General features: G+C 64.9%; 12 protein-coding genes. 8 read left to right on the top strand and 4 right to left on the bottom strand.

Features of this window, described 5'->3' with window-relative positions; genetic code table 11:
• Positions 1-104 precede the first annotated feature (104 nt).
• Entirely contained in the window at positions 105-239 is a 135-nt protein-coding gene (locus EJV47_RS28930; RefSeq protein ID WP_279389067.1) for a hypothetical protein, read from the bottom strand.
• Between the two features lie 144 nt (positions 240-383).
• Between EJV47_RS28930 and EJV47_RS20275 the strand changes: the two genes are divergently transcribed.
• From EJV47_RS20275 to EJV47_RS20245, 7 genes are all read left to right on the top strand, one after another.
• Positions 384-1,502 carry a PA14 domain-containing protein gene (locus EJV47_RS20275; protein ID WP_126695029.1) on the top strand — a complete coding sequence of 373 codons (1,119 nt, stop codon included), beginning with the start codon at positions 384-386 and terminating at the stop codon, positions 1,500-1,502.
• Between the two features lie 269 nt (positions 1,503-1,771).
• Positions 1,772-2,905 carry an alkene reductase gene (locus EJV47_RS20270; RefSeq protein WP_126695028.1) on the top strand — a complete coding sequence of 378 codons (1,134 nt, stop codon included), beginning with the start codon at positions 1,772-1,774 and terminating at the stop codon, positions 2,903-2,905.
• A 230-nt stretch (positions 2,906-3,135) separates the two neighbouring features.
• Complete coding sequence (locus EJV47_RS20265) at positions 3,136-4,134, top strand: SDR family oxidoreductase (RefSeq protein ID WP_126695027.1); 999 nt, start codon at positions 3,136-3,138, stop codon at positions 4,132-4,134.
• Between the two features lie 111 nt (positions 4,135-4,245).
• Positions 4,246-4,842, top strand: a complete 597-nt coding sequence (locus EJV47_RS20260) for a gluconate 2-dehydrogenase subunit 3 family protein (protein ID WP_126695026.1) — start codon at positions 4,246-4,248, stop codon at positions 4,840-4,842.
• Positions 4,843-4,943: 101 nt separating this feature from the next.
• Positions 4,944-6,629 carry a GMC family oxidoreductase gene (locus EJV47_RS20255; protein WP_126695025.1) on the top strand — a complete coding sequence of 562 codons (1,686 nt, stop codon included), beginning with the start codon at positions 4,944-4,946 and terminating at the stop codon, positions 6,627-6,629.
• Between the two features lie 146 nt (positions 6,630-6,775).
• Positions 6,776-8,113 carry a family 1 glycosylhydrolase gene (locus EJV47_RS20250; protein ID WP_126695024.1) on the top strand — a complete coding sequence of 446 codons (1,338 nt, stop codon included), beginning with the start codon at positions 6,776-6,778 and terminating at the stop codon, positions 8,111-8,113.
• Positions 8,114-8,216: 103 nt separating this feature from the next.
• Complete coding sequence (locus EJV47_RS20245) at positions 8,217-10,172, top strand: T9SS type A sorting domain-containing protein (protein ID WP_126695023.1); 1,956 nt, start codon at positions 8,217-8,219, stop codon at positions 10,170-10,172.
• A gap of 311 nt (positions 10,173-10,483) precedes the next feature.
• Here the strand turns inward: EJV47_RS20245 and EJV47_RS20240 are convergent, their stop codons facing one another.
• Positions 10,484-11,992, bottom strand: coding sequence for a catalase (locus EJV47_RS20240; RefSeq protein ID WP_126695022.1), 1,509 nt, complete (start codon positions 11,990-11,992; stop codon positions 10,484-10,486).
• Between the two features lie 235 nt (positions 11,993-12,227).
• Here EJV47_RS20240 and EJV47_RS20235 point away from each other — a divergent pair, with 235 nt between their 5' ends.
• Positions 12,228-13,160: a hydrogen peroxide-inducible genes activator gene (locus EJV47_RS20235; RefSeq protein ID WP_126695021.1), complete on the top strand. Its 933-nt coding sequence runs from the start codon at positions 12,228-12,230 to the stop codon at positions 13,158-13,160.
• Between the two features lie 9 nt (positions 13,161-13,169).
• Here EJV47_RS20235 and EJV47_RS28475 read toward each other — a convergent pair whose 3' ends face one another.
• Both EJV47_RS28475 and EJV47_RS20230 read right to left on the bottom strand, forming a co-directional pair.
• Positions 13,170-13,346 carry a hypothetical protein gene (locus EJV47_RS28475; protein ID WP_207895938.1) on the bottom strand — a complete coding sequence of 59 codons (177 nt, stop codon included), beginning with the start codon at positions 13,344-13,346 and terminating at the stop codon, positions 13,170-13,172.
• Positions 13,347-13,369: 23 nt separating this feature from the next.
• Positions 13,370-14,287, bottom strand: coding sequence for a DUF5996 family protein (locus EJV47_RS20230; protein WP_126695020.1), 918 nt, complete (start codon positions 14,285-14,287; stop codon positions 13,370-13,372).
• Positions 14,288-14,335 lie beyond the last annotated feature (48 nt).

Genomic DNA, 14,335 nt, shown 5'->3' with positions numbered 1-14,335 from the left:
ACCTGGTGGCTTTCCTGGGCGAAATCAGTCCAGAAACTTCCCCGCCGGGCACGAAAAAGCCCCGACCAAGGGCCGGGGCTGAAGTATCGGCCGCAAGGCCGGCGCTAGTCCTTCTTGATGCAGTTGGGCACGGTCTTGCCGTCTTTTTGCTTGGTGCCGGCCTGCTCGTAGCCTTTCCAGCACGGGTCGTCCTTTTTCTGACTGGTATGCTGGGCGGATGTGGTTTTCTTGGTAGGCATGGTTGCGGAAGTAAGTGGCTGGGTGAATCACACTTACCCTGGCAGGTACGGCCCGCGGCGGGCCGGAGTTGGCGCCCCGGCGGCCCGACTGGCCGCAACAGACGGAAAAGCGCTTTTTTGCGTTGACTTTTCTTTTTCCATCCGATGCGCTGTTATCTTCTATTCCTCCTGGCGCTGCTGGCCGCCCGCCTCGGGGCGGCCCAGGCTCCCGCGGTCTGGCCCGCCGGCACCGGGCTACAGGCCTCTTACTACAACGGCACAGAATTCGACATATTGGTGCTGCGCCGCCGCGACGCGGCCATCGACTTCGACTGGAAAATGCAGCCGCCGGTGGAAGGCCTGGGCCCGCAGTACTTCTCGGTGCGCTGGGAAGGCTATATCCTGGCCCCGACCACCGGCGAGTATGAGTTTTCGACGGTGATGGACGACGGCCTGCGCGTGTGGGTGGGCGGCAAGCGCATCATCGACGCCTGGCGCGAGCAGGACCACGTGCCCGCCACTGTGCGCCTGCGCCTGGAAGCCGGCCATTACTACCGCCTGCGCGTCGACTACTTCCAAACTGTTCGCGACAGCCGCGCGGTGCTGCGCTGGCGCCTGCCCAACAGCACCGAGCTGGTGACCGTGGGGCGGCAGGCACTGTTTGCCGGGCTGCCGGCCTCGGCCAAGCCCGTGCCCCCGCCCAAGCCGCCCGTAGCCGCCCGCCCGGCCCCGACGCCTACCCCGACGCCCGCCTTAAATCAGCGGCAGGTGGTGCCACCGCCGCCCGCGGCCCGTCCGCAGCCCCGCGTAGTGGCCCGCCCCGTCAGCCGGCCTGCCACGCCCCCACGCCGCACCCTGGCCGCCACCACGCCCACGCGCCGGCCCGTGCGTCCTGCCGTGGTGGGCCTGGGCGACTCCCTGCCCGACCTCACCAAGCTGCGCCGCGGGGAAGCCGTGGCCCTGAACCACATCTATTTCGTGCAGAGCCAGGCCCGGCTGCTGCCCCGCTCCGAGCCGGAGCTGGCCCGGCTGGTGCGCGTGCTGCGCGACAAGCCCGCCCTGCAGTTTGAAATAGCCGGCCACACCGACAACGTGGGCGATGCGCAGAAAAACCAGCAGCTCTCGGAGCAGCGCGCCCGGCTGGTGCGCGCCTACCTGGTCAAGCGCGGCATCGACTCGCTGCGCCTGACGGCCGTGGGCTACGGCGGCAGCCGCCCCGTGGCCGACAACCGCGACCCGCAGCAGCGCCCCCGCAACCGCCGCGTGGAGCTGATCATGCGGTGAGTGGTGAAATGGTGAGATAGTGAAATGGTGAGCGGACGTTCTGGCGGCGCGGAAAAACACGAAGCCGCACAAAACGGCGCAACCCGGGCGGGCGAAACCAACTATCCTATTTCACCATTTCACCATTTCACCGCCCGGTACCCCCGACGATACCGTTCGGAGCATAACCCGGGCCGTGGCTTGGGGGTTAGACTGCCATTGCGCCCGAAAACGGGACGCTGATCAAGTCGAAAAACCGCCGAAAGTCGGCGCAACCCCTCTTTATTGCCATGAGCAACATCACCCCTAAGCTGTTTTCCAGCTACCAGCTGGGCGCCATCGAGCTGCCCAACCGCCTCGTAATGGCCCCGATGACGCGCAGCCGGGCTACCAACCCTGAAACTGCCGCTACCGATTCGGTAGTGACCTACTACGTGCAGCGCGCTACGGCCGGCCTCATCATTACCGAGGGCACGCAGGTGTCGCCGCAGGGCGTGGGCTACATCAACACGCCGGGCATCTACTCCGAGGTGCAGGTGGCCGCCTGGCGCAAGGTGACGGACGCGGTGCACGCCGCCGGGGGGCGCATTTTTGCCCAGCTTTGGCACGTGGGCCGGGTGTCGCACCCTTTCTTTCACAATGGTGAGCTGCCCGTGGCCCCTTCGGCCATCAAGCCCGAGGGCGCGAAGGCCTTTACCGGCCAGGGCTTCGAGGAAGTACCCACGCCCCGCGCCCTGGAGCTGAGCGAAATTCCGGGCGTGGTGGACCAGTTCCGCCAGGCCGCCCGCAACGCCAAAGCTGCCGGCTTCGACGGGGTGGAAATTCACGGCGCCAACGGCTATCTGCTCGACCAGTTTCTGCAGGACGGCTCCAACCAGCGCACCGACGAGTACGGCGGCAGCATTGAAAACCGCAGCCGCTTCGTGCTGGAAGTGGTGCAGGCCGTCGTCGATGAGCTGGGCGCCGACCGCGTGGGCCTGCGCGTGTCGCCCCAGGGCAGCGCCAGCATCCAGGACTCCGACCCCACGGCCACGTTCAGCTACCTCACCGAGCAGCTGAACCGCTTCGGGCTGGCTTACCTGCACGTGCTGGAGGCCCTGCCCGGCCACCCCATGGCCCGCCCCGAAGGCAAGCCCGCCATCGGCCCGGCCCTGCGCCAGATTTTCAAAGGCACGTTCATCATCAACGGCGGCTATACCCAGGAAACCGCCGAAGCCGCGCTGGCAAACAACGAGGCCGACCTCATTGCCTTTGGCGTGCCCTTCATTGCCAACCCCGACCTGGTGGCCCGCTTTGAGCAGGGCGCGGCCCTGAATCAGCCCGACTTCGCCACCTTCTACGTGCCCGGCGACAAAGGCTACATCGACTACCCCTCGCTGCACGAGGCCGCCCAGCCCACCGCCGCCGAGTACCAGGGCAACTAAGAGCCTGGTACGCCATTGGGGCACCAGCAAAGCGCCGCTACCCAGCCCGGGTAGCGGCGCTTTTGTGTGATGCCATGAGCTTGACTGCCTCGGCCTGTGGCTCAGCTGATGCTACTCCCAGCACGGCTGAGCCCCGGCGGGTATGCTGCGCGCCACCGCCGGAGCTCAGCCGTTCGGTCGAGCTTTTGCGTAAGTGCCAGAGCACAACCACAACCGACGCCCGCTCCCGTATGGCCGCCAAAAAACCAGCTGCCCCCAAAGCCGCGCCTGCCCGCCCCGAACCCAAGGCCGCCGGCGCATCGAAAGCCGCCCAGAAACCCACCGCCAAATCGGCCGCCAAGGCCCCGGCGCCCAAGCGCGAAAAGCGCCCCACCGCCGCCCAGATGAAGGAGCACGCCCAGAAGCTGCCCTACCCGGCCCGGCAGGCCGACATGAAGCTGCAGCCCGACTCCAACCTCTCCGGCTACCAGCCCGCCGGCAAGCTCAAGGATAAGATTGCGCTGATTACCGGGGCCGACTCGGGCATCGGGCGGGCGGTGGCGTTGGCCTTTGCCATGGAAGGCGCCGACGTGGCCGTGCTCTACAACGAAAACGACGTGGACGCCCAGGAAACCCAGCGCCTGGTGGAAGCGCAGAAGCGCCGCTGCCTGCTGCTGAAGCTGGACGTGCGCGACCCGGAGCAGTGCAAGCAAGCCGTGCGCCGCACCACCAAGGAGCTGGGCGGGCTGAACGTGCTGGTCAACAATGCCGCCTTTCAGATGTCCCAGGAAAAGTTCGAGGACATTTCGGAGGAGCAGATTCGCCGCACCTTCGATACCAACATCCTCGGCTACATCTGGCTGGCCCAGGCCGCCATTCCGCACCTCAAAAAGGGCGACAGTATCATCAACACCGGCAGCATCGTGGGCCTGACGGGTATTCCGATTCTGGTGGATTACGCCTGCACCAAGTCGGCCATTCACGCCCTCACCAAGAGCCTGGCGCAGTACCTGGGCGAGAAGGGCATCCGCGTCAACTGCGTGGTGCCGGGGCCCGTGTGGACGCCCAACATTCCCGGCACCATGCCGCGCGAGGAAATCGAGAAGTTCGGCCACGAGGTAGCCCTCAAGCGCCCCGGCCAGCCCGAGGAAATAGCTCCCGCCTACGTGCTGCTGGCCTCCCAGGACGGCTCCTTCATGACCGGCTCCCTGGTCCACGTGACCGGCGGCAAAATGAGCAGCGACCAATAAGTGAGATGGTGAGGTGGTGAAATGGTGAGTGCCGTGCCGCTTGCACAACATGCGCAACGCCGCGTCTCCCGAACATCAAACTCACCATTTCGCCATTTCACTATTTCACCAATGAAATATCCCCCCGGAACCGTGCGGGCCTTGCTCGATACGCCCCACGTGAGCGAAGCCACCCGCGCTGCCCTGCAGCAGCGCCTGGACGCACCGCCCTACGAGCCGCAGTTTTTTGATGCCGAAACCTACCGGCTGCTCGGGGCCGTGTGCGCCCGCCTGCTGCCCCAGCCCGAGCGCGCCGCCCCCGACGCCATTGATTTGCCCGCGGGCATCGACGAGCGGCTGGCCAGCGGCAAGTCCGACGGCTGGCGCTACGACGTGCTGCCGCCCGACCGCGAAGCCTACCGCCTCGGCCTGGGCGGCATTCAGCAGGCGGCGCAGACGGAGTTCGGGCAGAACTTTCTGGCCCTGAGCCCGGAGCAGCAGAACCAGGTGCTGGCCGCCGTGCAGGCCGGCACCGCCCCCGGCGACCTGTGGCTGAAAGTCGATGCGCCGCGCTTTTTCGAGGAGCTGCTGGCCGAAGCCACCATTCTGTACTACTCCCACCCGCTCGGCCAGGAAGAAATCGGCTACGCGGGCATGGCCGACCTGCCCGCCTGGACGCGCATCGGCCTCGATGAGCGCGAAGAGCGGGAGCCGCAAGAAGCGAAATAGTGAGATGGTGAAATGGTGAGTTGACGTTTCGGCGTCGCTCCATTTCACCATGCTGCCGCGCACTATTTCACCACCTCACCATTTCACCATCTCACCACACCGTGCCCGACGAAGAAGAACTGCTGGAGGAAGGCGTCGTCAGCCCCGTCCAGCCCGATATACAGGACCCCCTGCTGCGCAAGCTGCTCCAAGCCGAGCCCGCCACCGCCGATACCCCCGAACCCCGGCCCGACAAGCTGCCTGAGCCCGACGACGAGGTCGACTGCGTCGTTATCGGCACCGGGGCGGGCGGGGCGCCGCTGCTGGCCCGGCTGGCCCTGGCCGGGCTGCGGGTGGTGGCCCTGGAGGCCGGCCCGCGCCACGAGCCGCGCCGCGACTTTGCCACCGACGAAGAGGCGCAACGCTTCCTGTTCTGGAACGACGAGCGGCTGTCGGCGGGCAAGGACCCGCTGTCGTTCGGCAACAACAACTCCGGCACCGGCGTGGGCGGCAGCACCCTGCACTATACCGCCTACACCCCCCGCGTGCAGCCCGATGATTTGCGCATTCGCACGGAGTTCGGGGTGGGCGAGGACTGGCCCCTGAGCTACGAGGATCTGGCGCCCTACTACGACGAGCTGGAGTGGCTGCTGGGCATTTCGGGCCCTTCGCCTTACCCCTGGGGGCCGGCGCGGCAGCGCGGCTACCCGCTGCCGCCGCTGCCGCTCAACGGCGCCGCCCAGCTGATGCAGCGCGCCTGTGAGAAGCTGGGCATCCGCACTTCGCCGGCGGCCAACGCGGCCGTGTCGGCGCGCTATTACCAGGAGGGCATTGGTTGGCGCGAGGCCTGCACCAACCGCGGCTTCTGCCAGGCGGGCTGCTCCAACGGGGCCAAGGCCAGCATGGACGTCACCTTCATCCCATTGGCCGAAGCCCACGGCGCCGAAGTACGCGCCGACTGCTTCGTGACGGAAATCGAGCGGGATGCCCAGGGCCGCGTGACGGGCGTGGTGTACCAGCAGCACGGGCAGCAGCAGCGGCAGCGGTGCCGCACGCTGTTTTTGTGCGCCGGCGCCGTAGAGACGCCCCGCCTGCTCCTGCTCAACGAGCTGGCCCTGAGCAGCGGGCAGGTGGGCCGCAACCTCATGGCCCACCCCGGCTTGCAGCTCTGGGGCACCTTCGAGGAGATGGTGCGGCCCTACAAGGGCATTCCCGGCGGGCTGATTTCGGAAGACACCCACCGCCCCGCGGACGCCGATTTTGCCGGCGGCTACCTGCTGCAGAGCATCGGCGTGATGCCCGTGACCTTCGCCAGCCAGGTAGCCCGCAGCCGGGGCCTGTGGGGGCAGCCGCTGCGCGAGTATCTGCAGCAATACAACCACGTGGCCGGCATCAACATCCTCGGCGACTGTCTGCCCCACACCGATAACTACCTGGAGCTGTCGGAGGAAAAGGACGCGCGTGGCCTGCCCAAGCCGCGGGTACACTTCACCAACCAGGAAAACGAGCAGCGCATGAACGCCCACGCCGAACGGGTGATGCGCCGCATCTGGGAAGCCGCCGGCGCCCGCGACATCTGGACCTTCCCCCGCTCGGCCCACGTCATCGGCACCTGCCGCATGGGCCTAAGCGGCGACGACGCGGTGGTGGATGCCGACGGCCGCTGCTTCGGCGTGCCCAACCTCTACATCTGCGACAACTCCGTCTTCCCCAGCGCCCTGAGCGTGAACCCGGCCCTGACCATCATGGCCCTGAGCCTGCGCACCGCCGACCGGTTCCTGGAAAAGCGGCAGCGCCTGGACCTGTAATGACCCCGTCTGTCATCCTGAGCAGAGCGAAGGACCTTATCACCGAAGAACGGCAAGCGTCAGATAGTTACTATCAGACGTGACAAGGTCCTTCGCTTTGCTCAGGATGACAGAGGATAAAATGCCGCCGCAACCACCACACCTCCATGTCCAAAAACTTCCTTTCCCACATCAAAGCCAGCTTCGGCGACGGCAACTACGCCGGCGACGAGTACGGCGGCGCGGCCGGCCACGACGGCCGCGGGCTGCCCACCGGCTCGCCCAGCAACTTCATGTTTGCCACCGGCATCGAGTGCTCGTACCCCACCATCGACCACGGCCGCACCCGCCGCGACCAGCTGGCCGAAAGCTACCACTACGAGCGGTACAAGGAAGACCTGGGCCTGGTGCGGGAGCTGGGCCTGAAGGTGTTGCGCTACAACCTGCCCTACTACAAGATTCACAAGGGCCCGGGCCGCTACGACTGGGAGTTTGCCGACCTGGCCATGGCCGAAATCCAGCGCCTGGGCCTCACGCCCATTCTGGATCTGATGCACTTCGGCGTGCCCGACTGGGTGGGCAACTTCCAGAACCCCGAGCTGCCGGTGCACTTCGCCGAGTATTGCGGGGCGGTGGCCCGGCGCTACCCCTGGGTGCGCTTCTACACGCCCGTCAACGAAATCTACGTGACGGCCCGCGCCTCGGCCAAGGACGGCATCTGGAACGAGCAGCTCAAGGACGACCGGGCATTCATCACCGCCATGAAGCACATCACGGCGGCCAGCATCATGGGCAACCAGCAGATTGCCAAGTACCGGCCCGACTGCGTGATTGTGCAGAGCGAGTCGGCCGAGTACATCCACGAGATGCGCGCCGTGCAGAGCCCCGAAATCCGCCTGACCAACAAGTTGCGCTTCCTGTCCCTGGACCTGCTTTACGCCCACACCATCGACGCGGAAGTGCTGCTCTACTGCCTCGACAACGGCCTCACCCGCGAGGAGCTGCAGTGGTTTATGGCCGGCGAGCCGCCCGGCTACCAAATCATGGGCAACGACTACTACGGCCGCAATGAGCGCATCATCAAGCCCGACGGCAACTGGTGCTCGGCCGAGGACGTGCTGGGCTGGTACACCATGACGCGCCAGTACTACGAGCGTTACCGCAAGCCCGTATTCCACACCGAAACCAACACCTTCAATGCCAAAGAGGCCGAATGCTGGCTCTGGAAGCAGTGGGTCAACGTCACGCGCATCCGCCAGGACGGCGTGCCGGTGGTCGGCTTCACCTGGTACAGCCTGCTCGATCAGCTCGACTGGGACGTGAGCCTGGCCGAGCGGCGCCTGGCCGTCAACCCCTGCGGCCTCTACGATCTGGACCGCAAAATCCGGTCCGTGGGGGAGAGCTACAAGATGATGATTCGGGAGTTTGGGCAGATTACGATGGTGCCCCACGGCGAGCTATTTGAAATATCGCCCCGGCCCGCCGCGCTGAAAGTCGACATCTAACGGATATTCGTAAGCATCCTTTCAGCCTTTTTTCGCACTTTAGTGGCGGCCTTGCCTGGCGCGAGGGCTCCCCCACAACTTTTCACTTCTTTTTTCCCTTCTTATGCAGAAAACCTTACCCAACCGCTTGGTCCGAGCTAGCCGGTGGTTGCCGCTTGTCGCCCTGGGCCTGTTGTCGCTGAACGAGGCGCACGCACAGGGGCTGAACTACACTCCGGCCACGGCCACGAACGTAACCGGCACCTACACCGACCTCGGCACGAACGGCACGGCCATTACCACGGCCAACAACGACGACGCCAACTCGGCCGCTACGCCCATTGGCTTCACGTTCAACTACAACGGTGCTGCCTTCACGAATTTCGTGCTGAACACCAACGGCCTCATCCGCCTCGGCACCGCCGCCCCGTCGGCCGCCAATATGTTTGGTGCTTTTGAATCGGGCCAACCTGTCGGCAGCGGAGTGGACCCCATCGGCAGCACTAACCCGGCTGACGTAAATCTGTTGGCTCCCTTCAATTTTGACCTGGAAGCCGGTACCGCTGCTGGCGGGGCTGAGTACCGCGTGGCTACCACCGGCACGGCGCCCAACCGCGTGTGCACCATTCAGTGGAAAAATGTGCGCGACAAGGCCAGCACCAGCGCCGCTGCGCAGTTTGATAGCTTCAACTTTCAGTTGAAGCTCTACGAAACTACCAACAACATCGAGTTTGTGTACGGCCCGACCGTAGCCGCTACTACCGGTGCCGATGGGGTTCGTTTCCCCACCGTGGGCATCAAAGGCTCGGGTAGCAGCACCGGGCAGACCGTGCTGGCCAACAAAACCTCTTCGGCCGCTGCCTGGTCGACGACGGTGTTCATCACCGGCGAGTATGCTGCCAGCACGCACAACTACCGCCGCTCGGCGCCCGCCGACCTCGGCCGTACTTACCGCTTCGCGCCGGCCGTGCTGCCCGCCAATGACATTGCGGTTAACGCCATCTATTCGCTGGGGCAGGTTTCCTCGACCTACATTCCGGCGCACGTAGTACAAGCACTGGTGACCAACAACAGCGCCACCACCAAAACCAACGTGCAGGTAACGCTGACGGTGGCCGGTGCCAATACCGTCAACAGCCCGGTAACGATTCCCACGCTGGCTTCGGGGGCTTCCACCCTCGTTTCGTTCCCGGCTTACCCGCTGACTACTTCCGGCGTGAACACGCTGAACGTGAGCGTGCCGAACGACGACGTGGCGTCCAACAACACCAAGACGTTTACCCAGAACGTATCGACCAGCCGCCTCGCGTACACGGAGGACAATCCGGCGACGACTTTTGCGGGTAGCATCAGCGTGAGCCTTAGCGCCCCGTTCGGTGGCTCGCTGGCCGTGCGCTTCAACACCCTCACGCCCACCGTTGTAAACAGCATTAAGCCCACCTTCACCGGTGCAGGTACGGCTGGCAGCACCTACCGCATCGACCTGGTAACGGCTGGCGGTACCGGCAATACGCCTTCGGGCACCGTCCTGTACAGCTCGCCGACGCTGACGCGCCCCACGGTAGCTGCGACTCCGATTACGTCGGACGTGTCGGTACCCAACGTAGCGGTTCCGGCTGGTGACTTCTTCGTGGTGTTCCGCGAACTGACCGGCCCGCTGGGCTTGGCCTACCAGTCGGAAGACCCGCTGCGTCCCTCTACGTTCTACTTCCAGACTTCCGCTACCGGCGCCTGGACCCTGGTCAACACCACCACGCTGCGCACCCGTATTGCTGTGGAACTGGCCCTGGGCCCCAACACGGCCAAGCGTGAAGAGCTGGGCGCTGGTCTGCTGAACGTGTTCCCGAACCCGGCCGTCGACGGCAAGTTCACGGTAAGCCTGCCGGCTATTGCCAACGAGCGCACGGCGCAGGTGAGCCTGCTGAACAACCTCGGCCAGCAGGTGCTGACCCGCTCGGTGCAGCTGAACGCCGCTGGCACCAACGCCGAAGTAAACGTGAGCAGCCTGGCCAAAGGCCTGTACACCCTGCGCGTACAAGCTGGCAGCCAAATGGCCACCAAGCAAGTGGTAGTAGAATAAGCTACCCGGCGGCTTAGCGCCGCTGACCACAAAAAAGGCCCGGCTTCTCCAAGCCGGGCCTTTTTTGTTGCGCAATCATCAGGTTGTTATGTCGAGCCCCGCGAGGCACCGACGTTGTATTGCCACAAGCGAATCGTCGTCGCGTGGGAGGCAGCCGGCAGCTCCTCCTTGCGTTCCAGGCATTTGACATCGAACAAGACAATCGTGCCCGGGCAGTTTGCCTGTCTGCCGACAATCCTATTCGGACAGGAACGACAAAGCCGGCCCCACTGAGGTGGGGCCGGCTTTGTCGGCTGGTAGCGTCTGCTGCTTTACACCGTCGCCTCGGCGGGTGCGTGGTGGGCCGGCATGCTGATATTCAGGCCCAGGCCCTGCGCTACGGCCATGCCCAGACCGATATCGGCGCGGAACCAGTGGCAGAGCTGGCGCTGCAGAATCTCGTCGCGCTTGGGGCCGCTCACGCCGCTCATGGCGCCTACGATGTTCTCGATGGTGCTGCGCTGGGCCTCGGGCGTCATCAGGCGGAACAGGGCGCCGGGCTGCGAGTAATGGTCGTTTTCGCCGGGGGCGTTGCGGTCGTAGCGCGCGGCCGGGCCAAACAGCTCCTCGACCGGCTCACCCACCGTGGCGTCTTCCTGCGGGCCGTCGAAGGAGTTGGGGAAGTAGTTCGGGCCGCTGCCGCCGTTGTCGCCCAGGGCCATCTGCCCGTCGCGCTGGTAGTTCGAGAAACCGTAGGGGCAGCGGTTCACGGGCAGGTGCTCGTAGTTGGTCCCCAGGCGGTAGCGCTGGGCATCGGGGTAGCCCAGCAGGCGGCCCTGCAGCATCGTATCGGGCGAGTAGCCGATGCCGTCGACCACATGGGCCGGGGCGAAGGCGGCCTGCTCCACGTGGGCGTGGTAGTTCACCGGGTTTTCGTTCAGCTCCAGCACGCCCAGCTCCTGCAGCGGGTAGTCGGCGTGGGGCCACACCTTGGTGAGGTCGAAGGGGTTGATGCGGTAGGTTGCCGCGTCGGCCGCCGGCATCAGCTGCACCGACAAGGTCCAGCGCGGGAAGTCGCCTTTCTCGATGGCCTCGAACAGGTCGCGCTGGGCGAAATCCGGGTCAAGGCCCTTCATTTCGGTAGCTTCCTGGGCCGTGAAGTTCTTAATGCCCTGCTGGGTGAGAAAGTGGAACTTGACGTAAAACCGCTCGTTGTCGTGGTTGATAAACGAGAAGGTGTGGGAGCCGAAGCCGTGCATGTGGCGGTAGCCGTAGGGCGTGCCGCGGTCCGACATCAGAATCAGTACCTGGTGCAGCGACTCCGGATTCAGGCTCCAGAAGTCCCACATGGCGTTGGGGCTCTTGGTGTTGGTCTGCGGGTCGCGCTTCTGGGTGTGAATGAAGTCGGGGAACTTCACCGGGTCCTTCACGAAGAACACGGGCGTGTTGTTGCCCACCAAATCCCAGTTGCCGTCCTCGGTGTAAAACTTCACCGCGAAACCGCGCGGGTCACGCTCGGTATCGGCCGAGCCCTTTTCGCCGCCCACGGTGCTGAAGCGCAGAAACACGCGCGTTTGCTTGCCCACTGCTGCAAACAGCTTGGCGCGGGTAAACTTGGTCAGGTCCTGGGTGACGGTGAACGTACCGTAGGCGCCGGAGCCCTTGGCGTGCACCACGCGCTCCGGAATCCGCTCCCGGTTGAAGTGAGCCAGCTTTTCGTGCAGCAGGTAGTCCTGCAGCAGCACCGGCCCGCGCGGCCCGGCGGTCTGCGAGTTTTGGTTGTCCCAGATGGGGCGGCCGGCGGCGGTGGTCAGGCGGTTCGGATTCTGGTTTTCGGACATCGTAGTCAGCGTTGATTCAATGGTGGAGGTGCCACAAAAGTGCTGGTTTGATATTTATCAATAAAATCGATAGTTTTTATAATTGTATAGTATTTGTCTATGGGTGTTATTTTTGCCTGCGTACTACTGCCATCATCCTGAGCGAGGCGCAGGTCTTTCCAAGCGTGAACAGTTTGCGCTAACGTGAGAAGGTCCTGCGCTGAGCCCGGGATGACCGCTCCAAGACTACCCACTGATGACCCTGCAGCAGCTCGAATACCTTGTCGCCCTCGATACGCACCGGCAGTTTGTGCTGGCCGCCGAGAAGTGCTTTGTTACCCAGCCCACGCTCAGCATGCAGATGCAGAAGCTCGAAGACGAGCTGGGCGTGCTGCTGTTTCACCGCACCAAAAGCGGCATCGAGCCGACGGCCATAGGAGCCAAGGCGGTGCAGCACGCCCGCGAGGTGCTGCGTGCCGTGAAGCAGCTGCGCGAGGCGGTACAGCTGGAAAAGGGTGAGCTGGTGGGGGAGCTGCGCCTCGGCATCATTCCGACGCTGGCGCCCTACCTGGTGCCGCTGTTTCTGCTGGAGCTGGTGCAGCGCCATCCGCAGCTGCGCGTGCAGGTGGAGGAACTGCAAACCGAGCACATCGTGCAGCGCCTGCAGGCCAACCAGCTCGACGTAGGCCTGCTCGTCACGCCCCTCGACGACCGCGCCCTGCAGGAAATTCCGTTGCTGGAAGAGCCCTTTCTGGCTTACGTCGCCGAGGGCCACCCGCTCTACGCCCAGCCGCACATCAGCCCCCAGGATTTGCAGGCGCCCGATATGTGGCTGCTGCAGCAGGGGCACTGCTTCCGGCAGCAGACGCTCAACATCTGCACGCCCGCCGCGGCCACCGATGTGCGCCCTTTTACCTACGAAAGCGGCTCCATCGAAACGCTCAAGCAGCTGGTGCGCCAAAACCACGGCTATACCCTGGTTCCCGAGCTGTCGGTGCTCGACGAACTGGGCCGCAACCCCATGCTCAAGCGCTTCGTGGCGCCCGAGCCGGTGCGCGAAGTCAGCCTGGTGGTGCACCACAGCTTCGTGCGGCTGCCCCTGCTCACCACTCTGCGCGACATCATCCTACAGCGTACCCCCGAGCGCCTGCACGCCCGCGGCGCGGGGCAGAAGATTCGCTGGAAGTAGATCGTGTGGCTACCCTTGCTCTATTCCGTAGTCAGGTCGTGGCGGGTCATCCGGTTTGGCCGGAGGAATCTGCAAAGCCAAGGCGGTCATTTCTTCCGGGGTAGTTGCTTGTTTCAGGGCATTATCCCATTCCTCTGGCGTCATCGGCCTAGCGGGCGAAGTTGGGTTATCAATTTTGTCCAGCATACGTGCATAATTTATGAACGAACTCAGTGGCGCTCCAAGTGCTTCCGGTCCCAGTGGGCGAGGTTGGCGGCGGCTTCGTAGGTGCTCTGCAGAAAATCCAGCACCAGCTGCCGCGAATCGGGGGCGGTGCGCACGGCTTCGTAGGGCAGCAGGAATTCGCCCAGCTGCTCGCTGAACGTAGCCGCCGCGGGGCGCACGGCGGCCGCGCCGAAACCGGGGGGCGAGGGGTAGGCGTAGCTGTAGAAGGCGGCTTCCTGCCCGTTGCCGCCCGGCCACCAGCCCGCGCTGCTGACTTCGGCCGAGTAGGCCTCGCGCGTTACCCAATCGGCCAGGTTGGGCACGCCGCCGGGATGCGGGGGCGCCGGTCGGCCCGAAAAGCGGGTGACGGCCAGATCGAAGGAGCCCCAGAAGAAATGCACCGGGCTGACCTTGCCGGTGAAGTGGCTGCGAAACTCGCCCAGCAGCTGGTCGGCCCCCAGCAGAATGCGCCAGAAGCGCTGCACCGCGTCGGCGTCGTAGCTGTGGTGGTGCTGGTCGTGCGCGAAGGGGGTGGCGTCTTCCACCTCTACCGGCACCGGCCAGATAGCCGCGGCTACGCCCGCCGCGCGCAGCAACTGGCGGTATTCGCGGTAGAAATCGGCGACGGAGCGGGGCGCCAGGGCCATGCGCCGCACCTCCCCGTCGCTGGTGTAGAGCTGCAGCTCGTGGTGGTGAAAATCGAATACGACCTCGCAGGCGCCGGCGGCGTAGGGCATCGAGCCGGTGGAGAGGCCGCGGGGCGTCACGTACAGCGGCACCTGCCACCAGTGGTTGAGCATGGACGACAGCGCCAGCCGCGTCTTGCCCACAATCTGCGTCCACATGTGCAGGGTTTGGCGCGTGGCCGTCCAGGAATCGGCCGGCAGGGCGGGCCAGGCGGGGGAAGTAGCTGATGAGGCCATACGGGCGGGCGTTGATGAGCACGTCAATGATAGCCAGAATTATACCGC

Source organism: Hymenobacter gummosus (assembly GCF_003970915.1).
GTDB lineage: Bacteria > Bacteroidota > Bacteroidia > Cytophagales > Hymenobacteraceae > Solirubrum > Solirubrum gummosum.
Note: the sequence above shows the minus strand (reverse complement) of the source record. Positions and strands in the feature narration are given on the sequence as shown.